The organism is Bradyrhizobium genosp. A (assembly GCF_049949275.1).
In the GTDB taxonomy this organism is placed as follows: Bacteria; Pseudomonadota; Alphaproteobacteria; order Rhizobiales; family Xanthobacteraceae; genus Bradyrhizobium.
Genome location: NZ_CP188196.1, coordinates 3,579,191 through 3,600,585, shown reverse-complemented (window position 1 = coordinate 3,600,585; position 21,395 = coordinate 3,579,191). Strand labels below are relative to the sequence as shown.

Sequence of the window (21,395 nt, the reverse complement as noted above, 5' to 3'; positions counted from 1 at the left end):
CATCCGATCGCGCGCGTCTACCCTACCCGCTCCACGAGATGCGCGCGCGATGGTGACGGATCGAACCTGTCCCCAAAATACTGCGTTTCGTGCGCCACCAACCCGTCGCGAAATTGCATGATGCTGACGACGTAGGACGGCACCCCGTCATAGGTCAGGACGAATTCGCTCACCCAGAGATCGCCACCGCCAACGATGCGCCGGACCGCAAAACGCTTCTTGTTCGGCTGCACCAAGCGGCTCTCCTGAATGTTCCGGCGTCCCTGAATGCGCTCGCCGGACTGCGGATAGTCGAGCACGGCGTCCTCGCGATAGATGTCATGCTCGGCCTCGAAATCGTTCGCATCCGAAGTAGCCCAATGGCGCCGCAGCGCCGCCAGTTTGGCTTGGTCATCCATCTCGATCTCCGCTATTGAAGCCGGCACCAGGGACATGAAGATATACAACGCGCCCTTCTACGTACCGATCACGAGCGTGAGATTCGCTCCGTGTCGAGACTATCGATGACCCAGATGAAGACCACTCCCGGCCGCCGCGCTGGCCGCATGGGCGCGCGCCAGATCTACGAGGCGCTGCGGGATCAGATCCTATCGCTGGTCTACGGCACTGACGGCCTGTTGCCGTCATCCCGCGCACTGGCTGGCGAAATGGGCGTAGCGCGCTCGACCGTCACGATCGCCTATGAGCAGCTCGCCGCCGAAGGTTTTATCGAGACGCGCCGGGGCGCGCGGCCGCGCGTTGCCCGCGCCGTAGTCGAACGCGGGCGCACGCGCGTCGCATCGCGACCGTCAGCGCGCAAGGCACGGCTGTCGGCATTCGGCGAGCGGCTGCGCCAGGACCCGCCGCACTGGACCGCGCCGCCGCGCGGGCTCGTCGCGAATTTTCGCTATGGCGAGCTTTCGCCGTCGGACTTCCCGGTGCTCGCATGGAAGAAGGCCGTGACGGCCGCAATGGCGCGCAAGCCTGAGCGGCTCGCCTATGACGATCCCTGCGGTGCGCTGCGGCTGCGGACCGCGCTTCAGGGTTATCTGTGGCGATCGCGCAGCGTGCGCTGCGAGGTCGACCAGATCATTGTCGTCAACGGATCGCAGCAGGGCCTCGACATCTGCGCGCGCCTGCTGCTCGATGCGAACGATCGCTTCGTGATGGAGGATCCCGGCTACCAGATGGCGCGGCGCACATTTGCGGCGACGGGCGCCGTCGCTGTGCCTGTCACGGTCGATGCGGAAGGCCTTCAGACCGAGCGGCTCGACGGCATCGCGGCCCGCCTCGCCTATGTGACGCCATCGCATCAATATCCGCTCGGCGGCGTCATGCCGATTCGACGCCGGCACCAATTGCTCGCCTGGGCCAGACAGAACGACGCTTACGTGATCGAGGACGATTACGACAGCGAGTATCGCTACGACACCAAGCCGATCCCGCCGCTGCATGCGCTGGAGGGCAGCGACAACGTGATCTATCTCGGCACCGTCTCCAAGACGCTCTCGCCAACCTTACGGATCGGCTATCTCGTGGTGCCCTCGGGGCTGCGATCCCTGTTCGTTGCCGCCAAGCAGATCATGGACCGGCACACGCCGCTGATCGAGCAGGAGGCGCTTGCGGCGATGCTGGAGAGCGGCGCCTATGACAGCCATGTCAGGCGCGTGCGACGGCGTAACGCCGAGCGCCAGCAGGCGCTGCTCGACGCCCTTCGCCGCCGCTTCGGCGATCGTATCAGGATCGAGGGCGCGGCCGCGGGCCTGCATGTGGTGGCCTGGTTCGACGATTTGCCGCGGAAGCATGAGGGCGCGCTGATCAAGGCGGCCCGCGCCAAGGGCGTCGGCATCTATCCCGTCTCCGCCCTGTTCATCGGCCCGCGCGGTGCGCGGAAGACGGTCGGCCTCGTCATGGGTTATTCGGCGCTGGAAATCGCGCAGATCGAGCGCGGCTGCAAGCTTCTCGCGCAGGCGGTCGCCGAACTGGACTGATGAAGTAGCCAAAAACTGGCAGTTTCTTACAGTCCAGATTGCGGCTATCTCCGCAGCAAGAACGGAGACACCCCATGTACATTCCCCCCGCCTTCAAGGACGACGACATCGAGAGCATCCGCACCACCATCCGCGCCGCCCGCCTCGCGAGCCTGGTCACGGCCACGGCCGACGGTCCGGTCGCAACCCCATTGCCGCTGTTGCTCGACGAGAGCGAAGGCGAGCATGGTGTGCTGTACGGGCATATGGCGAAGGCCAACCCGCAATGGAAGCTGCCGCCGATCGGCGATGCGCTCGCCATCTTCAGCGGACCCGACGCCTATGTGACGCCGTCCTGGTACGCGACCAAGCAGGAGACCGGAAAGGTCGTGCCGACCTGGAATTACGTCGCCGTGCACGCCTACGGCCCCGTGGAGTTCTTCCAGGAGCCGGAGCGCCTGCTCGAGGCCGTGACACGGCTGACCAACAGGCACGAAGGCGCGCGTGCAAAGCCGTGGGCGGTCAGTGACGCGCCCGCAGACTTCATCGCCGCGCAGTTGCGCGGGATCGTCGGCGTGCGCATCCCCGTGGTGCGGTTCGAGGGTAAGCGCAAGATGAGCCAGAACCGGCCCGAGGCCGATCGCATCGGCGTCGCAGCAGGGCTCGCGGCGAGCGAGAACGCCGGGGATCGCGAGGTCGCGCCCATGATTCCGATTGCAGTCTAGTCTTCGACCTGTTTGCGCAGCCGGTGGGCGTATTCCGCGCCCCATCCGAGGCCGAGCGTCACGGAGATGAGCGAGCCGAGCAGGACGCCGAATTTCGCAGCGTCCAGCAGCCTGTCGTCGGTAAATGCGAGCATGGCGATGAAGATCGACATGGTGAAGCCGATGCCGGCCAGCAGCCCGATGAGGCAGACGCCGCCCCATGACACGTCCGGCGCGAGCCGGCATCCACCCGCGCGCACCGCAAGCCAGGTCGCACCGATCACGCCGATCGGCTTTCCCGCACAGAGCGCAAGCCCGATGCCGAGCGTCACGAATTGGACGCCGCCGGTGAATTCGGTGGTCCTGAGGTCGACACCGGCATTGGCCAGCGCGAACAGCGGCATGATGGCGTAAGCGACCCAGGGATGCAGTGCCGTCTCCACGCGGATGACGGGCGGCAAGATCTCGGGCTTCGCCGAGCGGACCGGCGTGATCAAGCCGAGCACGACACCCGCAAGTGTCGGATGCACGCCGGCCATGAGGAAACCCGCCCAGACAACGAAGGCCGGCAGGACATAGGCGAACGCAGAGCCTAAGCCGAGCCGTTGAAATCCCAGTGCCATGAGAACACCGAGCGATGCGACGATGAAACCGTTGAGATCGATCCCGCTGCTGTAGAACAGCGCGATGATGAGAACTGCGATGATGTCATCGATAATGGCCAGGGCGAGCAGGAAGACCCTGATATTGGCTGGGATTGACCGCCCGAGCAGTGCGAGGACGCCGACTGCAAAAGCGATGTCCGTTGCAGTTGGTATCGCCCAGCCCTGGCTGCGTCCCGTAACGTTGTTGAAGGTCAGATAGATCAACGCGGGGACGACGACACCGCCGACGGCCGCCAGCACCGGCAGAATGGCCTGGTCAAACCTGCTGAGCGCACCCTCGTGGATTTCGCGGCGGATCTCCATTCCGACGACCAGGAAGAAGACCGTCATCAACGCGTCGTTGATCCAGAAGTGCAGGGGTCTGACGAAGGCGTGCTCGCCAAGGCGAAACACAATCGGCAGGTTCCAGACGTCGTGATACGAATGGGCATAGGGCGAGTTGGCCCAGAGCAATGCGCCAGCCGCGGCCGCCAGCAGCACGACGCCGCTAACGGCCTCGACATGCAGGAAATGCTGGAGCGTCGTGAGCGCCCGCTCGACGAAAAGCGGGGAGTTGGGGAGGCCCCTGCCGGGCAGCTGATCATTCATGGGCGCACGCATCCTGCGTGGCGGCCCGACCATCGCTTGACCTGTCGCTGCCCAATGCAGCGAGCACCCGGGCGCTGTTCTACAGAGCGCTGGGATTAAGGCAACCCCCGCCCGGCGCGCATCTGCATCGATCGGCACCCGGAACCCTGACGCCGTACGGATCGTTAGTGACCCTCACGACACATTGCCGACGGGAACTCCATGTGCCGCTGGATCGCATACCGGGGCGAGACGACCTCGTTCGAACCTTATGTCACCGAGCCCGAGCATTCGCTGATCGCGCAGAGCATTCGCTCGCTGCAGTCGACGGCGGGATCGAATGGCGACGGCTTTGGTCTCGGCTGGTACGGCGAGCATCCGGAGCCCGGCCTCTATCGCGAGACGCGCCCGGCCTGGTCGGACGAGAACTTGCGTTACCTCTGCCGCCATCTGCGCTCGCATTTGTTCTTTGCCCATGTGCGCGCCGCCACGGGCACGGCGGTGACGCGGCAGAACTGCCATCCGTTTGCCTGCGGCCAGTGGATGTTCATGCACAACGGTTTTGTGGGCAGCTGGAACCGGCTGCGGCGCAAGGTCGAGGCGCTAATTCCCGACGCCTATTACCCCTCGCGCCTGGGCACGACCGACTCGGAAGCCGTGTTTCTCGCGATGATGGGCGCGGGTCTCGACGCCGATCCGCTCGGGGCAACACGGGCCGTGCTGCAATCGCTCGTCGGCCTCGTCAATGAAGGCCAGCTTCGCGAGCGGCTGCGCTTCACCAGCGCGATCGCGAACGGCAGGGATCTCTACGCGTTCCGCGTCGCCGTCAACGACGCCGCCAACACGCTCTATTTCCGCGAGGCCGGCGGCCAGGTCGTCGTCGTGTCCGAGCCGTTCGACAAGGAAACCGACTGGACGGAGGTGCCGCCGAACCACGCCCTGATCGCGCGCGCGTCGGACCGCGTCAAAATTGTTCCGTTCGACCTCGCGAATTCCACTGTCTCCGACGCGGAACCCGCCCCGGTCAGAAGGATTATCGCCCGCAGGTAATACCACTGCCGGGTGGCGCATGGCATTTGCTTCGGACGTTTTGAAACGGCTGCGGCTGGATGCTTCCGGCGAGCAGCATCTCGTGATTCGTTCGGCCGGCGGACGCGGCAAGGCGACCGAATATTCCTTCGGCATCGAGGAGGAATATTTCCTCGCCGATCGCCGCACCCTCGAAGTCGCGATCCAGACGCCCAACGAGCTGTTCGAATCGGCGAACTGGTCGACCGGCGGCCAGGCCATGCGTGAAATGCTGCAATCCCAGCTCGAGGTCGCGACCAATATTCACATCGATGTCAATGACGCGCGGGAGGAGCTGAGGTTCCTGCGTCGCGAGGTCGCCAACGTCGCCGCGCAGTATGGCTTTGTGATCATGGCCTGCGGCACGCACCCGACCGCCATCTGGCGCATGTCGCAGCCGAGCCCGAAGCCGCGCTACGAGGAGATGATCGAGGACCTTCGCAGCATTGGCCACCGCAACATGATGTGCGGCATGCACGTGCATGTTCAACTGCCCGATCCGGAGAAGCGGATGGCGGTGATGCGGGCGATGCTGCCGCATCTGCCGCTGTTCATCGCGCTGTCGGCATCCTCGCCGTTCTGGAATTCGCACAAGACGGGACTGAAGGGCTACCGGCTCGCGGCCTATTCCGAGCTGCCGCGCACCGGCCTGCCCGAGTTGTTCGAGAGCAAGCGCGATTACGACGATTACGTCGGCGCGTTGCAGCGCTCCGGCGTGATCCCCGACGAAAGCCACATCTGGTGGGCGATGCGCCCCTCCATGAAACACCCGACGCTGGAGCTTCGCGCGCCCGACACCTGCACCTTCGTCGACGACGCCGTTGCCATTGCCTCGCTGTACCGTTGCCTGACGCGGCACCTCTATCTGAGGCCGCATCTGTCGAAGGAGGTCACCGCGGTCGAACGTGCGATTGCGGTCGAAAACAAATGGCGCGCCCAGCGCTACGGCACCGACTGCATCTTTGCATCACAAGACGGGCCGGTGACGATCTCGGAGCTGCTGTCGCGAATCATCGACGATATCACTGAGGATGCCGTCGCGCTGGAATGCCGCGCCGAGGTCGAGCACTGCCGCACCATCGTGGCGCGCGGAAGCTCGGCCGAATTCCAGCTGCGCGCCTATCGCGAGAATGGAGACGACATCACAGCCGCGTCGCGATGGATCGCGGCATCGACGATATCAGAGACGCGCACCGACACCGGACAGCGCACTCCAGCGCAGTCATAGCGCTCGCGCAAGCTTCGCCAACGAAAACGTCTCTTCCAAACTTGCTACGCCGTAGGGGAATGAATGACTGACATCACCTGGTGCGCCGGTTGCGGCCACAGCCTGGTCCCGATCCTGTCCGAGAAGGGCCTGACAACGCTAAGCTGCTTCTGGTGCGAAGGCGTCGACGCGCGGACCACGGAGATGGCGAAGTGGGCGGACAGCCCGGCGGGAAAGCCGGATCTGGCCGCGCCTCGTTCCTTTGATTGAGCCACTCTCAGCGTCAAACCTTCGCCACCAGGCGTGGACGAAATACGGACTCTACAGTCGGGACCGGCGCAGCAGCCAGCTTTCGTGCCGACCGGCGCCGCGGGATGAAGAAGCTGTTGACCAGGATCGGCTCGTTGTCGCCGAGCGCGGTTCGCTCCTTCACCAGCCCGCTCATGACCGAGCGCATCTTGATGACTTCCTGCGCCACGAAGCTGCAATCCTCGTCGCGGTTGATCTGCTCATGCATGATCGCCTCAGCCTCGCGCATGCTGACGCGGAGCGCCCTGATCGTTCTGCGGATGTCGTTGATGCGGTTGTCCATGGCTTGCCTCCATCTCGGTCGCAGCATAAGAACAAACCATGAACATATTGTCAATCGGCTGATTGGCTCAATTGCCCGCGCGCTAACGAGCTTGCCGACAAATTAGACAAGTCACGCCGCTGTCCTGGGATCGCGGGATGCTGGCGCAGCGTCGGACGATCGAACCAGGCGGGCGCTCTAACCTCCCGTGCAACCACCGGATTTTTTCCTGGCCGGGCTCGCCGCGTCATGGCGCCGGGCCGGTTTGCTGATCCGCAAACCAACTGGCCCAAAATTCGCAATGACGTTGCAAGCGAAGCAACGGCGCAGAGCGGAGAACGTCATGAACGTGCATGCTGCGGGCGATCTCAAGACGACCGGCCTCACCCATCCGAACGGCGCGCCGCTCCGCCTCAACACCCGGGATTTTGTGGCGATCGATCGCGACCGGAATGCGAAGTTCGAAGCGACGTATCGTCCGCAGGCCCTCTACAACCGCGCCAACGAAGGCTTCCACGCCAACAACGAAACCTTCCTGCTCCACGAAGTCGCGACCAATCTGCCGATATACCTTCCCGACACCGGCCCGACCGATTTCCATCTGCATCTGCCACCGGGCGGCTTTCAGCTCGTGCTGGTCACCTCGGGCGCCTTCACCTTCGACTATGACGGGCGCTTCTACAATGTCGGCCCAGGCGCGGTGATGCTGCAAAGCGCGATCGTGCATCGCCAGCTGTTCTACACCTGGTCGGGCCTTTCGACCGAAGAGAATTTGAAGACACCGCAGACGGTGGTGCCGGATCCGATCTCGATGGGCTATTCGGGCAAATTCCTCGAAGCCTTCATCACCGATCCCACGACCTTTCCGAACCCGACGATCGTCGGCCCCGACCAGATCGACGAAGCCGAAACGCCGCGCGTGGCCTGGAGCCACCCGCTGCACGATCGCCCGGCCAATGCCGGCTTCTGGCTTCAGGATCCCCTGGCGCTGGATGCGCTGTTCAAGCCGCTTACCGACAGCACGATCAAATCGGCGCTGCCGGTTTACGTGCGCGATATCGGGATCGAGGCGCCGAGCGGCCAGCTCGTCACCGGCCACATCATCGCCACCGATCCGCGCGGTCAGTCGCTCTTGCCGAAGAGCACGTCCATCGCCGCAGATGCCAGCTGTTTCGCCAAAGGCGAGGTCGTGATCTATCGTGTCATTCGCGGCACGGCCGATTTCAGGAAGAAGGCGGGCGAGACCTTTGAACTCTCCGCTGGCGATGTCGTGACGGCGGGCAAGGACTCGATCATCCTCGTCGCGATCGGCGAGAACACGCAGGTGCTCCGGCTCGGTCTTCTCAAGGGCATGAATGATCTTCGCAGCTGGACGCCGACGCAGCGCGACGAGATCGATGGATTGGCCAGTCAAATCATCACGCAGAAGGACATCCGTCCCCTGCGCACCGAAGGCAAGCCGGTCGGCTATCTTTACGCGTAAGCGCGAGCCCGCCGCCAACGCAGCTTGGCCTCTTCCACTGCAGGTCTAGCACTACAGGTCTTGGACTACAGGTCTTGCTCGTCCGCGAATGATGCTGGTAGTTCATAGGCGATCGAGATGCGCCTGGAGCACCAGCTTCGCCCGTGAGCCGCAACGTCACCAGAACCTGCGGAAGCTGCACGGCCTGCTGCGATGGCTGGCTGCAGATCGAGGTGCGCGGGCACAAGGTCCGCAAGGGGCAACCGTGCCCGTTCAGCATCGCCCACCGCTGTTCGATCTATCCGGAACGCCCGCAGCATCCCTGCCGCGAATTCGTCTGCGGCTGGCTGGTCCCATCGAGCCCGCTGCCGGAGTGGATGCGGCCGGATCAATCCAGCATGATCATGCTCGCCGCCAATTTCCTCTGGCGCGGATTGCCGGTCGACGTCGTGGTGCCTGTCGGTGAGCAGCCAAAGAAAAAGGCGCTGGATTGGCTGACGCGATTTTGCGCCGAGAACAGACGGCTGCTCGTCTACCAGATCGGCGATGAGTGGTTCGCGTTCGGACCACCCGTGTTCCAGGCCGACATAGCCAGCCGTCTCGCGCGGGGCGAAACACCGTGGGGCGGTTGACCCAAGCCACGGAAGCCATTCGCTTTTTGACACGGAACCAATTCGGCGCACCGCATTGCGGCAGATCGCCGCGCGACACGTTTTATCAGGAATAGTTGCTGATCAGACACATCCGGCCTGAAAGTGCGCTGCATCGTATTATGCAGATTGTATACGGTATCTGGCATACATTACCTTCCTTTTTATCCCGGACCCATTGAGAGTCCGCGGCGATAGCGGGGAAACACGATGAGGAAGGCCTTTCTGCTCGGCACAGGCTTCGCGGCCCTTTGTGCAACTACAGTTAGTAATCCACTGCTAGCTACAACATTAGATGATGTCGTTGCTCGCCTCGATGCGCTCGAGCGCAGCAACGCCAAGCTCGCGAAGGAGAACGCGCAGCTTCGCGAGCGCGTCAATCACGTGGGCGAATCGAAAGCTGCCGTAACCGCGGTCGCGCCGGCCTCGCCCAAGGGCAATCCCGTTCTGCACGCGGCTGTCGCCCCTTCGCCGGCACCTGCGCCCGAGCACACCGTCGTCAGCATCGGCGGCGCTCCGCTCTACAGCAAGGCACTCGGAGCTAATCCGTTCATCGACAACACGACCGTGACGCTCTACGGCCACGTCGATCTCTCGGGCGACATCTTCAATGCCGGCGTCTACGACCAGGGGACAAAATTCGGCGTCTCCAGCAATCTCACCTATTTCGGCGTTCGCGCGCGGCACAACCTCGATCCGTATGGCTATCCCGGCTGGGCGGCCATCGCGCAGTTCGAATCCCTCGTCGAGGTCGCGGCCGTGCCGACCGAGCGCGCGGCGTTCGGCACCCGCGACAGCTTCCTCGGCATGGAGAGCCCCTGGGGCACGATCAAGGCCGGCAAGGCGGACACGCCCTACAAGAAGGCGACGGCGAAGTTCGATCCGTTCTCGGCCACGCTCGGCGACTACAACTCGATCATGGGCAACACCGGCGGCGATCTCCGTGCCGAGTTCGATTGGCGCGCGGCGCACGCGATCTGGTATGAATCGCCGGTATGGAACGGCTTCCAGGCCACCTTCATGATTTCGCCGGGACAAAACACGGCAAAGGACAACAGCGACTACGCGCTCGGCGATTTCAACTGCCCTGCCACCTCGTCGCGCGGCAGCGGCTCGGGCTTCCCGCTCACATCGGCACCGGAAGGCTGCATCGACGGCTCATACGGCAATCTCTACAGCGCGTCGCTGACCTATAACCAGAGTGGGTTCACAGGCGTCGCCGCTTACGAGCTCCACCAAGGGACCAACCGAACCGGTGACGAGGCGGTGACTCCCCTGAGCAATGGCGGCGTGTTGGTGGTGCCACCCGGCTCAGTCGGCATCGCGAACGAATGGGCCGCGAAAGTCGGTGCCGGCTACAAGTTCAACGACGTGATCGGCAGCCTCCAGCTCTACGGCATCTACGAGATCATGCGCCGCGAGAATACGGTTGCCGCCTTCAACGAGCGTTCCCGTGACGGCTACTTCCTTAGCGCGACCCAGACGGTCGATAAGTGGGATGTCAGCGCGTCCTGGGCTCACGCCAACGCCTCGCCGGGCTCGCCGGGCACGGGCGTCCTTAACGCCTATCCCGTCGCCGGGGTGCCGGTTTCGGCTCCGGCCGGTGCCGCCGACTTTGCGCTGAACAGTGTGGACTCCAGTGCCGACCAGTACGCCATCGGCGTCAAGTATCACTTCAGCCCGTTCGTGAGCTGGTACATGGTGGGCAGCTATCTGCGCAACGGACCGGGCGGACACTACTGCCTTGGCGCCAGTGGCCATGGCTACGCCGTCTGCGGCCGCGACGCCAACAACAACGTCGTCGCGGGCAACAAGGCCGAAGCCGTCACGACCGGCATGACGTTCGACTTCTGACAAGGAGAGAACACAGCGGAGGAGCCGGTCGCGGCTCCCCGTCATTTGTCGGCCTACTCCGCCGCCTGGCGCAGGTGGCGGGCGGTCGGCGTGCGCATCGTCACCAGCTCTTCGGCCGCGGTCGGATGCAGCGCGATGGTCGCGTCGAAATCGGCCTTGGTCGCCTTCATCTTCACGGCAATCGCGACGGCTTGCGTGACCTCGGCGGCGCAATCGCCGACGATGTGACAGCCAAGCACGCGGTCGGTCGAGCCGTCGACGACGAGCTTCATCAGCACGCGGGTGTCACGGCCCGACATCGTCGCCTTGATCGGGCGGAATGTCGTCTTGTAGATGTCGACGTGGCTGAACTGTGCGCGCGCTTCTGCTTCCGTCAGGCCGACGGTGCCGACCTCCGGCTGCGAGAACACCGCGGTCGGTATGGTGGAATGATCGACCTGCACCGTACGCTTGCCGAACACGGTATCGGCGAAAGCGTGGCCCTCGCGGATCGCGACCGGCGTCAGGTTGAAGCGATGGGTGACGTCGCCGATCGCGTAGATGCTGTCGATCGAGCTCTTCGAGAAATGATCGACCGCGATGCCACCGTTGTTTGGATTGATGGCGACGCCGGCCTTCTCCAGGCCGAGATTGGCCACCGCTGGATGACGGCCAATCGCGAACATCACCTGGTCGGAGGCGAGGCTCGATCCGTTCGACAGATGCGTGGTGAATTCCTCGCCATGGCGATCGACCTTGTTCACCGTGCAGCCGGTGAGAATGGTGATGCCCTGCTTCTCCATCTCGCTGCGGACGTGCGCGCGAACGTCTTCATCGAAGCCGCGCAAAATATTATCGCCGCGATAGATCACGGTGACGTCGGAGCCGAAGCCGGCGAAGATGCCGGCGAACTCCAGCGCGATGTAGCCGCCGCCCTGGATCACGATCCGCTTCGGCAGCTTCTTCAGATGGAAAGCCTCGTTGGACGAGATCACATGCTCGATGCCGGGAATCGAGGCGCCATGATTGGGCGCGCCACCGGTGGCGATGAGAATGTATTTCGCACTGATCTTCTTGTCGTCCGCGAGCAGACGGACGGTGTGCTTGTCCTCGATCACCGCGCGGCTCTTGACGATCTGCGCGCCCGACCTCTCGACATTGGTCGTGTAGGCCGCCTCCAGCCGCGCGATCTCCTTGTCCTTGTTGGCGATCAACGTCGGCCAATCGAAGGTCGCGGGCGGAACGGTCCAGCCGAAGCCGGCGGCGTCCTCGAGCTCGTGACGGACATGCGAGCCGATCACGAACAGCTTCTTCGGCACGCAGCCGCGGATCACGCAGGTACCGCCCATGCGGTACTCTTCCGCGATCATCACGCGGGCGCCGTGGCCGGCCGCGATGCGGGCGGCTCGCACGCCGCCCGAACCGCCACCGATGACAAAGAGGTCGACGTCGAAATCAGCCATTGTCCACTCCGACCTCTTTCAGCGCATGATCCGGAAAACTGTGGAGCGGTTTTCCGAAAAGATCATGCTCAAAAAACAAGCTAAAGCGCGATGCCGCGCTTTAGGGGTTTCCTGATCAGATAGGTACTGTCACATTTCCTTGCCACGCTTCTTCATCTCGGCACGGAACGTGCTCGCGACGACCTCGGAGAAGTTCTGCGCCCACGCGTTCATGACCTGCATGCTGAGGGTGATGGCCTTGGGCTCGTTGGTGATCAGCTTCTGGCCGAGCGGCGACTTGTAGAACGTGACGAGATCCTTCAGCTCCTGCTCGGTGAACTCCCCCGCATAGACCCCCACCATGCCATCGCCGATCTCCTGCTCGCGGCCGGCAAGCTGCTTGGCGACGATCGGGGCGAGCTCGTTGAGATCCTTCTGGTAGTTGAGGTTCTGCCCGATCAGCGTGCCCTTGACCTTCTCCACCATGCCGGGCACGGCGTTGGCGTACATCGCGCTGGCATTCTTCAGCGTCAAAATCTCCCTCGCCGCCGCAATCGACGCCGCAGAGGGTGCCTGCAGGGCTGGCTGCTGCTGCGCGGTCGCAGGCGCTGCCCCCAGTGCCAGCGCGAGGGCGAAGCATGCAGCGGGCACGATCTTCAAAACGTTCTTCATTCCTGGTCTCCTTTCGGCTTTCGCCGTTCAATCACGCGGATTCCCTCGCCACCCGCCAAAACAGCCGAGCTGGCCAAGCCGATAAACAACCCATGCTCGACCACGCCGGGAATCGCTCTCAACGCCTTGGCGAGGCGGGGCGGATCCACAATACGTCCGAGCTGGGCATCGACGATCCAGTGGCCGCCATCGGTGACGAAAACGTGGCCATCTTTGGCCTTGCGGACCGCCATTTGCCCGGAAACGCCGCATTCCGCAAATGCCTTCTCGATCGCGCGGCGCGTCGCGCCAAGCCCGAACGGGATGACCTCGACCGGGAGCGGAAAGCGGCCGAGCGTCGGAACCCATTTGGTGTCGTCGGCAATCACGATCATGCGATCCGAGGCGGCCGCCACGATCTTCTCGCGCAGCAGCGCTCCGCCACCGCCCTTGATCAAATTGAGCTCGGGATCGATCTCGTCGGCGCCGTCAACGGTCATGTCGAGATGGTCGATCTCATCGAGCGTGGTCAGCGGCACGCCACAGCGCTCCGCATCGGCGCGCGTCACCTCGGAGGTCGGCACGCCGATGACCTTGAGGCCGGCAGCGACGCGTTCGCCCAGCAGCTCGACGAAATGCTTGGCGGTCGAGCCGGTGCCGAGGCCGAGCTGCATGCCGTCACGCACCTCGTCCAGCGCGCGCGCCGCGGCCTGCCGCTTCAACTGGTCCATGTTCACGTTTGGGCCCGCCTCTCAAAGTCATGAGTGCCGCCGGTATCGTCGGTTGCGGCGGGCCTATGTAGCCTCGTTTCTCCCCCGAGAACAGGGCCTGGGAACAGGCCTATAAGCCGATCTTATGGTCCCGCCCCTTGCACTGGCCCGGCGGGGCCGGTAGCGCTTGGACCATGTGCTCCCCCTACACCCTCGTCTTCGATCTCGACGGCACGCTTGTGGATACGGCGCCCGACCTGATTACCGCGCTGAATTACGTGCTCGACCGCGAAGGCCTGCCACCCGTGCCGATGGCCTCGGCCCGCAACATGATCGGCGCCGGTGCCCGCAAGCTGATCGAGCGGGGCCTGGAGGCCGAGGGCCGCACGGTCACGCCCGCCGACATGGACCGGATGACGGCAGATTTCATCGCCTATTACGCCGACCATATCGCGGTCGAATCGCGGCCCTTCGAAGGGCTCCTGGATGCGCTCGACCTGTTTGCGGCCCAGGGCCATCGTCTCGCGGTCTGCACCAACAAGCTGGAATGGCTGTCGAAGCTGCTCCTGGACCAGCTCGGCCTGAGCCGTCGGTTCGCGGCGATCTGTGGAGCGGACACTTTTGGAGTCCAGAAACCCGATCCGACCATTTTCCGCGAGACCGTGGCGCGGGCCGGCGGCGAGGTCAAAGCCAGCATCATGGTCGGCGACGCCGGAACCGATGTCGGCGTGGCCCGACGCGCCGGGGTGCCTGTGATCGGGGTCAGTTTCGGCTACACGGACGTGCCGATCGCCGATCTGAAGCCGGACCGGCTGATCCATCACATGCGCGACCTGCCGGCCGCCGCCCACAGCCTGATGACGGCTCAGGCCCCAGGCAAGGCCCTGACATAGCTGGGTTATTCCAGGGAACCCTGCGTTAACCATCTATTAACTATGCGCAGCCCGCCGGTTGCCTGCGGAAAACGACGCTTCTAAGGTCCGCGCGGGTTATGTGGCGGTTCGTCGCAGTAGAAGTGGATGGTCATGCGTCGTGTCATCGCGGTTGCGTTAGCGGGAGCGAGCCTTGGTGGCTGCTCGTCGTTGTCTTGGGACATGTTCAAATCGGCGCCGCCGACCGTCCAGGTCCGGCTCGAATCCAATCCTCCGGGGGCAGACGCCAAGACCTCGCTCGGTCCGGGCTGCAAGACTCCCTGCTCTGTCTCGGTTCCCGCGCCAGAGGCTCCGTTCGCGGTCGACTACGTCCTCAATAAGTACCAGCCGACCAGCGTGCCGGTGAACCTGATCAAGAATCCCGGCGATTTCACCACGCCCGCCTCGGTGTCCACCGATCCGAATCCGGTGTTCGCGGAGCTTCAGCCGGCGGTGCCGCCCAAGCCGGCGAAGAAGCAGCTGCGCCGGCCGAAGAGGCCGAAACCGGCCGCAGCCGCGCCGGCCGATGCTGCAGCGCCCGCAGCCGGTTCGGCGTTCCCCGATCCGAACGCAGGCAAGCGCTGACCCAGGCGCCAATTACGTATACCGCCCGATTGTCCTAGCCGCGTCCGATGCTTAGATTGTGCCGACAGCACCGCTGAAGCAAAGGTGCGCGCGTCGCCGTAAGTGACAAGGCATTTGGTATGAACGGATCTATTGCGAACCCGAGCGCCGCGCTGTCGAGCGCGATGACCGATCCGTTCGGGCGGACCATCTCCTACCTGCGCGTCTCCGTCACCGATCGTTGCGATCTGCGCTGCTTCTATTGCATGTCGGAAGACATGACGTTCCTGCCCAAGGCCGATCTGCTGACGCTCGAGGAACTCGACCGGCTCTGCTCGGCCTTCATCGCCAAGGGCGTGAAGAAGCTGCGGCTCACCGGCGGCGAGCCGCTGGTCCGGCGCAACGTGATGTCGCTGGTGCGCTCGCTGTCGCGCCATCTCGCGACCGGCGCGCTGGGCGAGCTGACCCTGACCACAAACGGCACGCAACTCGCAAAACATGCCCAGGAGCTCGCCGATTGCGGTGTCCGCCGCATCAACGTCTCGCTCGACACGCTCGATCCCAGGAAGTTTCGCGAGATCACGCGCTGGGGCGAGATCGACAAGGTGCTGGAAGGCATCGAGGCAGCGCGCGCCGCTGGGCTCGCGGTGAAGATCAACGCGGTGGCGCTGAAGAACCTCAACGAGGACGAGCTCCCCGATCTGATACGCTGGGCCCATGGCAAGGGCATGGGGCTGACCTTGATCGAGGTGATGCCGATGGGCGAGATCGGCTCGGGCCGCATCGACCAATATCTCCCGCTGTCGCTGGTGCGCGCGCGGCTCGCCCAGCAATTCACCCTGACGGATCTGGCCGAGAGCACCGGCGGGCCGGCGCGCTATGTCAGCGTCGCCGAGACCGGCGGCAAGCTCGGCTTCATCACGCCGATGACCCACAATTTCTGCGAATCCTGCAACCGGGTACGCATTACCTGCACGGGCACGCTGCACACCTGCCTCGGCCACGAGGATGCCTCCGATTTGCGCAACCCTCTGCGTGCATCCAGTGACGACACGCTGCTTGCCGCCAGCATCGACCGCGCCATCGGGCTGAAGCCCAAGGGCCACGATTTCATCATCGACCGCCGCCACGATCGCCCCAGCGTCAGCAGGCATATGAGCGTGACCGGCGGCTGAGGCTCCGCCGCCCGCGGCCTTATTCCCCTTAACTATCAACAAACTTCCGATTGACTGGCGGCACCGCCGCTGGTTTTGTGCGGCTGCCTTAAGCCTTCGCGGCGGAACAAGCCGAGGCGCCCAGTCGGCGCAGACTGAAAGACGGCCAGGCAAGAATCTGGGGAGGACCTATCGTTGCAAGCGCTCCTAAAGTTGAGCCGTGGGATCGACGCGTTCACACGTTGGACGGGCAAGCGTTTGGCTTGGCTGATCCTCGTCGCCGTGATCATCTCGGCCGTCAACGCGATCGTCCGCAAGACCTTTGACGTCTCGTCGAATTCGTGGCTCGAGCTGCAATGGGTGCTTTTCAGCATCGTCTTCCTGCTCTGCTCGCCGTGGACCCTGCTCGACAACGAGCACATCCGGATTGACATCTTCAACAGCATGATGCCGAAAAAGGCGCGCAACATCATCGATGTCATTGGCCATGCGTTTTTCCTGCTGCCGCTGACGATCGTGATGATGATTACTGGCGTACCGTTCTTTCAACGCTCGTTCGACATCAACGAACAATCCGGCAATGCCGGCGGCCTGCCGCAATGGCCGGCGAAATCGCTGATCATGATCGCCTTCGCCTTCCTGTTCGTTCAGGGCATCTCCGAATTGATCAAGCGCATCGCGGTGATGCGCGGGCTGATTCCCGATGCTCACGAGTCGCAGGTGAAGGCGATCGAAGCCGAGGTCGAGCACCTCGTCCAGGCGATCGAAAAGAAGTGACGGGCGGCGTTCTTCAGGGGGATCTATGACCGCGTTTCTCATCGCCAATATGGCGCCGATCATGTTTGCGTCGCTGGTCGTCATGTTGCTGCTCGGCTATCCCGCGGCGTTTTCGCTCGGCGCCGTCGGCCTTATCTTCGCAGTGATCGGAATCCAGCTCGGCGAATTCCGGCCGGACTTCCTGCAAGCGCTGCCGGAGCGCGTCTACGGCGTGATGAACAACGACACGCTGCTCGCGATTCCGTTCTTCACCTTCATGGGCCTGGTGCTCGAGCGATCCGGCATGGCCGAGGATCTGCTTGACACCATCGGCCAGTTGTTCGGCACCATCCGCGGCGGCCTTGCCTACGCGGTGGTGTTCGTCGGTGCGCTGCTTGCGGCGACGACCGGCGTGGTCGCCGCCTCGGTGATCTCGATGGGCCTGATCTCGCTGCCGATCATGCTGCGCTACGGCTACGACCGGCGCATGGCCACCGGCATCATCGCCGCGTCCGGTACGCTTGCGCAGATCATTCCGCCTTCGCTCGTTCTGATCGTGATGGCCGACCAGCTCGGCAAGTCGGTCGGCGACATGTACGAAGGCGCGTTCATTCCGGGCCTGGTGCTCGCCGGGCTCTATGCGGGCTACGCGTTCCTCGTCACCCTGATCTTTCCGAAGGCCGCTCCGGGCCTGCCCAAGGAAGCGATCGGGTTCCGCGAGGAGAGTGGCGACCGGGGCCTGCGGTCGCTGGGCGTGTTGTTCCTGGCGAGCTGCGTGTTCGGCTGGCTCATGATGCGGGGTTCGGAGACGCATGGGGCCGATTTCGTCGTGCTCAGCATGTTCTTCGGTATCCTGTTCGCCTTCTTCGTCGCCGTGGTGAACTGGCTCACCGCCCGATTCCTCGGCTTCCGCTTCCTCTCGAAGATGGCGCAGCAGACCACCTTTGTGATGGTGCCACCGCTGTTTCTGATCTTCCTCGTGCTTGGAACGATCTTCATCGGCATCGCGACGCCGACCGAAGGCGGCGCTATGGGCGCGGCCGGTGCTCTCATTCTCGGCGGCATGAAGCGGCGGCTGTCGTGGGACTTGATTCGCCAAGCCGTGGAATCCACGGCGAAGCTGTCCGCGTTCGTCGTCTTCATCCTGGTCGGCGCGCGCGTGTTCTCGCTGACCTTCTACGGCGTCAATGGCCATGTCTGGGTCGAGCATCTGCTGACCTCGCTGCCCGGCGGTCAGGTCGGCTTCCTGATCTTCGTCAACGCCTTCGTGTTCGTGCTGGCGTTCTTCCTCGACTTCTTCGAGCTCGCCTTCATCGTGATCCCGCTGCTCGGACCCGCGGCAGAGCATCTCGGCATCGACCTGATCTGGTTCGGCGTCATCCTCGGCGTCAATATGCAGACCTCGTTCATGCATCCGCCGTTCGGCTTCGCGCTCTTCTATCTGCGCTCGGTCGCACCTAAAGAGTCCTATCTCGACCGCGTCACCAAGAAGCGCATGGAGCCGGTCACGACGGGGCAGATCTACTGGGGCGCGGTCCCGTTCGTGGTCATTCAGATCATCATGGTCCTGCTGGTCATCACATTCCCGTCGATGGTGATGCACTACAAGGGAACGCAGTCGAACATCGACCCCAACACCATCAAGATCGAGGTGCCGCAGATCGAGCTGCCGCCGCTCGATTTCGGCCCGCCGCAGAAGTAGCGGCCATGGCTCTCTCGCCGTCATGCTCCGCCCGGGCGGAGCGTGACGCGCGTGACACGCACCTCCTCCAACCCATGGACCGCCGCTTATGCCACGATCGCACACCGCTCCATCGCTCGCTCGTCCGTTGATCGCCTCGCTTTGGCTGGTTTGTGCCGCGACCGTGGCGCGTGCCGAGCCGGTGGCTGACATTCAAGCGCTGGCACAAAAGGAGCAGCAGCCGCTGCTCGACACGCTGCGCGATCTCGTCAGCATCGAATCCGGCAGCAAGGACGTCGAGGGCCTGAACGTGATCGCAGGCCGTGTGGCCGACCAGCTCAAGCAGATCGGCGGCACGGTGGAGATCCTGCAACCCACCGACATCTATCGCCTCGACGACACGCCCGAGACGATCGGGCCGGCCGTGCACGCTGTCTTCAAGGGCACCGGCAGCAAGAAGATCATGCTGATCGCCCACATGGACACGGTGTACCTGAAGGGCATGCTGAAGGACCAGCCGTTCCGCATCGACGGCGACAAGGCCTACGGCCTCGGTATTGCCGACGACAAGCAGGGCGTCGCCCTCATTCTCCACACCGTGGCGATGCTGCAGCAGCTGAATTTCAAGGATTACGGCACGCTCACGGTGCTCACCAATGGCGATGAGGAGATCTCCTCGCCCGGCTGGCGCAGCACCATCACCAAGTTCGCCGCCGATCAGGACGTGGTGTTCTCGTTCGAGGGCGGCGGTACCGACGGCACGCTGCGCCTTGCCACCAGCGGCATCGGCTCGGCCTATCTGACGGTGACCGGCAAGTCCTCGCATGCGGGCGCGCGGCCCGAGGGTGGCATCAACGCACTCTACGAGCTGTCACACCAAGTGCTGCAGATGAAGGACCTCTCCAAGCCCGAGCAGGGCCTGAAGCTGAATTGGACCGTCTCCAAGGCCGGCACCAACCGCAACGTGATCCCCGCCGAAGCCACGGCCCAGGCCGATGCGCGCGCGCTCAAGGTCGCGGATTTCGACGAGCTCGAGAAGGCGCTGCAGGACAAGATCAAGAACCGCCTGCTGCCCGAGTCCAAGGTCGCGCTGAAATTCGAGGTGCGCCGTCCGCCGCTGGAGGCCAACGACGCCTCGCGCCGCGTCGCGGCCTACGGCAAGTCGATTTATCAGGAGCTCGGAATGCCCCTCAAGGTCGACGAGAAGGCGACCGGCGGCGGCACCGACGCCGCATTTGCCGCGCTCAAGACCAAGGGCGCCGTGGTCGAAGGCATGGGCCTGTCAGGCTTCGGCGCGCATTCCAACGATGCCGAATATGTGAAGCTCGACACCATCGTGCCGCGTCTTTACCTGACCACGCGCATGATCATGGATCTGTCCACCGGCAAGCTGAAATAGCGGCCCCTTTCTTCCTTCTCCCCTTGTGGGAGAAGGTGGCATAGGCGGCCTTCGGCCGCCGTTCTTGAGAACGCCGATGCTTCGCATCGGCTATGGCGCCGCCGGATGACGGGCATCTCCCCGCGACCACAGTATCGTAGGGTGGGCAAAGCGAAGCGTGCCCACCGCTTCTGTGTGGGCACGGCGCAAGTGCGCCTTTGCCCACCCTACGATTCCGAGCTCGCGGATAGAGCACCCCTCACCCGTCTCGCCGCTTTGCGAGGCCGGTTGCTCGACGAACGGTCGTGCCACCGCACACCGCAGCTCAGCTCTGCGAGTGACGCGCCATGAAGATATCGTAGCCGACTTCTCCGACCTGGAACCAGGCGTAGCTGTCGTTGGAGAATTTGGTCAGGGACGCGTACACCTTCTTGAAGTTGGGATTGGTCGCCGAGACCTCGTCGTGCAGCTCTTTCGCGGCCTTGTAGCAGGCATCCATGATCGGCGGCGAGAAGGCGTGCAGCTTGGTGCCGTTGGCGAGCAGCTTCTTCAGCGCCAGCGGATTGGCCTGGTCGTAGCGGGCCATCATGTAGTTGTTGGCGTAGTGGCCGGCCTGCGTGAGCACGCTCTGATAATATTTCGGCAGCTCGTTCCATTTGTCGAGGTTGACGAAGGCGAGCAGCATCGGGCCGCCCTCCCACCAGCCGGGATAGTAGTAGTGCGGCGCGACCTTGTAGAAGCCGAGCTTCTCGTCGTCATAGGGACCGACCCATTCGGCGGCGTCGATGGTGCCCTTCTCCAGCGCTGGATAAATATCGCCGCCAGCAAGCTGCTGCGGCACCGAGCCGAGCTTCTGGAGCACGCGACCGGCAAAGCCGCCGATGCGGAATTTCATGCCCTTGAGATCATCCGGCGTGTTGATCTCCTTCCTGAACCAGCCGCCCATCTGGCAGCCGGTATTGCCCGCAAGGAGCGAGACGACGTTGTAGCTCTTGTAAAACTCGTTGAGGATCTCGCGCCCGCCGCCGAGCATGTACCAGGCCTGGTTGATGCGCATGTTCGGGCCGAAGGGCACCGACGAGCCGAAGGTGAAGGTCGGGTCCTTGCCGAAATAATAGTAGGACGCGGTGTGCCCGATCTCGCAGGTGCCGTTCTGCACGGCATCGAGCACCTGAAGGCCCGGCACGATCTCGCCCGCGGCGAAGATCTGGATCTGGAATTTGTTGTCGGTCGCCTCGGCGACCATCTTGCTCATCATATCGGCGCCGCCATAGAGCGTGTCGAGCGATTTCGGCCAGCTCGTCGGCATGCGCCATTTGATTTCCGGCATCGACTGCGCGATCGCGGGAGCCGCGAGCGTCGCGGCGCCGGCCGCGCCAATTCCCGTGACCTTGATGAAGTCTCTTCTCTTCATGGTTTCCTGCCCTGATGGATGGTGATTATGGGCCTTCTTGCCGAGGCTTGGGAGCAGC

Annotated in this window: 21 protein-coding genes; 14 read left to right on the top strand and 7 right to left on the bottom strand. The window is 63.7% G+C overall.

Features of this window, described 5'->3' with window-relative positions:
• Window positions 1-17: 17 nt before the first annotated feature.
• Entirely contained in the window at window positions 18-398 is a 381-nt protein-coding gene (locus ACP2YP_RS16505; RefSeq protein WP_426425363.1) for a nuclear transport factor 2 family protein, read from the bottom strand.
• A gap of 105 nt (window positions 399-503) precedes the next feature.
• Between ACP2YP_RS16505 and ACP2YP_RS16500 the strand changes: the two genes are divergently transcribed.
• Window positions 504-1,970 (top strand): PLP-dependent aminotransferase family protein, encoded by a 1,467-nt coding sequence (locus ACP2YP_RS16500; RefSeq protein WP_426425362.1) that lies wholly within the window; start codon window positions 504-506, stop codon window positions 1,968-1,970.
• Between the two features lie 74 nt (window positions 1,971-2,044).
• On the top strand, window positions 2,045-2,674 hold the full coding sequence (locus tag ACP2YP_RS16495; protein ID WP_426425361.1) for an FMN-binding negative transcriptional regulator: 630 nt from the start codon (window positions 2,045-2,047) through the stop codon (window positions 2,672-2,674).
• Here the strand turns inward: ACP2YP_RS16495 and nhaA are convergent.
• Window positions 2,671-3,906, bottom strand: a complete 1,236-nt coding sequence (gene nhaA, locus ACP2YP_RS16490) for a Na+/H+ antiporter NhaA (RefSeq protein ID WP_426425360.1) — start codon at window positions 3,904-3,906, stop codon at window positions 2,671-2,673. The two genes, ACP2YP_RS16495 and nhaA, sit on opposite strands and share 4 nt — an antisense overlap.
• Window positions 3,907-4,107: 201 nt before the next feature.
• On the opposite strand from nhaA, the gene ACP2YP_RS16485 reads away from it, so the two are divergent.
• The 3 genes from ACP2YP_RS16485 to ACP2YP_RS16475 all read left to right on the top strand — a co-directional run bounded on the left by ACP2YP_RS16485 (window position 4,108) and on the right by ACP2YP_RS16475 (window position 6,430).
• Complete coding sequence (locus ACP2YP_RS16485; RefSeq protein WP_426425359.1) at window positions 4,108-4,935, top strand: class II glutamine amidotransferase; 828 nt, start codon at window positions 4,108-4,110, stop codon at window positions 4,933-4,935.
• A gap of 19 nt (window positions 4,936-4,954) precedes the next feature.
• Window positions 4,955-6,181, top strand: coding sequence for a carboxylate-amine ligase (locus tag ACP2YP_RS16480; RefSeq protein WP_426425358.1), 1,227 nt, complete (start codon window positions 4,955-4,957; stop codon window positions 6,179-6,181).
• A 63-nt stretch (window positions 6,182-6,244) separates the two neighbouring features.
• A complete protein-coding gene (locus tag ACP2YP_RS16475) occupies window positions 6,245-6,430 on the top strand; it encodes a hypothetical protein (RefSeq protein ID WP_426425357.1) in 186 nt (61 codons plus the stop codon).
• A 13-nt stretch (window positions 6,431-6,443) separates the two neighbouring features.
• Here ACP2YP_RS16475 and ACP2YP_RS16470 read toward each other — a convergent pair whose 3' ends face one another.
• The gene (locus ACP2YP_RS16470; RefSeq protein WP_426425356.1) at window positions 6,444-6,752 is read right to left on the bottom strand and encodes a hypothetical protein; all 309 of its coding nucleotides are present in this window, start codon (window positions 6,750-6,752) and stop codon (window positions 6,444-6,446) included.
• A 322-nt stretch (window positions 6,753-7,074) separates the two neighbouring features.
• Here ACP2YP_RS16470 and ACP2YP_RS16465 point away from each other — a divergent pair, with 322 nt between their 5' ends.
• From ACP2YP_RS16465 to ACP2YP_RS16455, 3 genes are all read left to right on the top strand, one after another.
• Complete coding sequence (locus ACP2YP_RS16465) at window positions 7,075-8,214, top strand: hypothetical protein (protein WP_426425355.1); 1,140 nt, start codon at window positions 7,075-7,077, stop codon at window positions 8,212-8,214.
• A gap of 143 nt (window positions 8,215-8,357) precedes the next feature.
• Window positions 8,358-8,825, top strand: coding sequence for a hypothetical protein (locus ACP2YP_RS16460; protein ID WP_426425354.1), 468 nt, complete (start codon window positions 8,358-8,360; stop codon window positions 8,823-8,825).
• 228 nt (window positions 8,826-9,053) lie between these two features.
• Window positions 9,054-10,697 carry a porin gene (locus ACP2YP_RS16455; protein WP_426425353.1) on the top strand — a complete coding sequence of 548 codons (1,644 nt, stop codon included), beginning with the start codon at window positions 9,054-9,056 and terminating at the stop codon, window positions 10,695-10,697.
• 53 nt (window positions 10,698-10,750) lie between these two features.
• Here ACP2YP_RS16455 and gor read toward each other — a convergent pair whose 3' ends face one another.
• From gor to rpiA, 3 genes are all read right to left on the bottom strand, one after another.
• Window positions 10,751-12,139 (bottom strand): glutathione-disulfide reductase, encoded by a 1,389-nt coding sequence (gor, locus tag ACP2YP_RS16450; RefSeq protein ID WP_426425352.1) that lies wholly within the window; start codon window positions 12,137-12,139, stop codon window positions 10,751-10,753.
• A 129-nt stretch (window positions 12,140-12,268) separates the two neighbouring features.
• Window positions 12,269-12,790, bottom strand: a complete 522-nt coding sequence (locus ACP2YP_RS16445; protein ID WP_426425351.1) for a DUF2059 domain-containing protein — start codon at window positions 12,788-12,790, stop codon at window positions 12,269-12,271.
• The gene (gene rpiA, locus ACP2YP_RS16440; RefSeq protein ID WP_426425350.1) at window positions 12,787-13,506 is read right to left on the bottom strand and encodes a ribose-5-phosphate isomerase RpiA; all 720 of its coding nucleotides are present in this window, start codon (window positions 13,504-13,506) and stop codon (window positions 12,787-12,789) included. Before rpiA ends, ACP2YP_RS16445 begins: the two co-directional genes overlap by 4 nt.
• A gap of 167 nt (window positions 13,507-13,673) precedes the next feature.
• Here rpiA and ACP2YP_RS16435 point away from each other — a divergent pair, with 167 nt between their 5' ends.
• From ACP2YP_RS16435 to ACP2YP_RS16410, 6 genes are all read left to right on the top strand, one after another.
• On the top strand, window positions 13,674-14,372 hold the full coding sequence (locus tag ACP2YP_RS16435; RefSeq protein WP_426426174.1) for an HAD-IA family hydrolase: 699 nt from the start codon (window positions 13,674-13,676) through the stop codon (window positions 14,370-14,372).
• A 132-nt stretch (window positions 14,373-14,504) separates the two neighbouring features.
• Window positions 14,505-14,975 carry a hypothetical protein gene (locus tag ACP2YP_RS16430; RefSeq protein WP_426426173.1) on the top strand — a complete coding sequence of 157 codons (471 nt, stop codon included), beginning with the start codon at window positions 14,505-14,507 and terminating at the stop codon, window positions 14,973-14,975.
• Window positions 14,976-15,094: 119 nt separating this feature from the next.
• Entirely contained in the window at window positions 15,095-16,129 is a 1,035-nt protein-coding gene (gene moaA, locus ACP2YP_RS16425) for a GTP 3',8-cyclase MoaA (protein ID WP_426425349.1), read from the top strand.
• 174 nt (window positions 16,130-16,303) lie between these two features.
• Entirely contained in the window at window positions 16,304-16,885 is a 582-nt protein-coding gene (locus ACP2YP_RS16420; protein ID WP_426425348.1) for a TRAP transporter small permease subunit, read from the top strand.
• 25 nt (window positions 16,886-16,910) lie between these two features.
• On the top strand, window positions 16,911-18,566 hold the full coding sequence (locus ACP2YP_RS16415; RefSeq protein ID WP_426425346.1) for a TRAP transporter large permease: 1,656 nt from the start codon (window positions 16,911-16,913) through the stop codon (window positions 18,564-18,566).
• 88 nt (window positions 18,567-18,654) lie between these two features.
• Complete coding sequence (locus tag ACP2YP_RS16410; protein ID WP_426425345.1) at window positions 18,655-19,944, top strand: M20/M25/M40 family metallo-hydrolase; 1,290 nt, start codon at window positions 18,655-18,657, stop codon at window positions 19,942-19,944.
• A 304-nt stretch (window positions 19,945-20,248) separates the two neighbouring features.
• On the opposite strand, the gene ACP2YP_RS16405 is transcribed toward ACP2YP_RS16410, so the two are convergent.
• Window positions 20,249-21,337, bottom strand: coding sequence for a TRAP transporter substrate-binding protein (locus ACP2YP_RS16405; RefSeq protein ID WP_426426172.1), 1,089 nt, complete (start codon window positions 21,335-21,337; stop codon window positions 20,249-20,251).
• Window positions 21,338-21,395 lie beyond the last annotated feature (58 nt).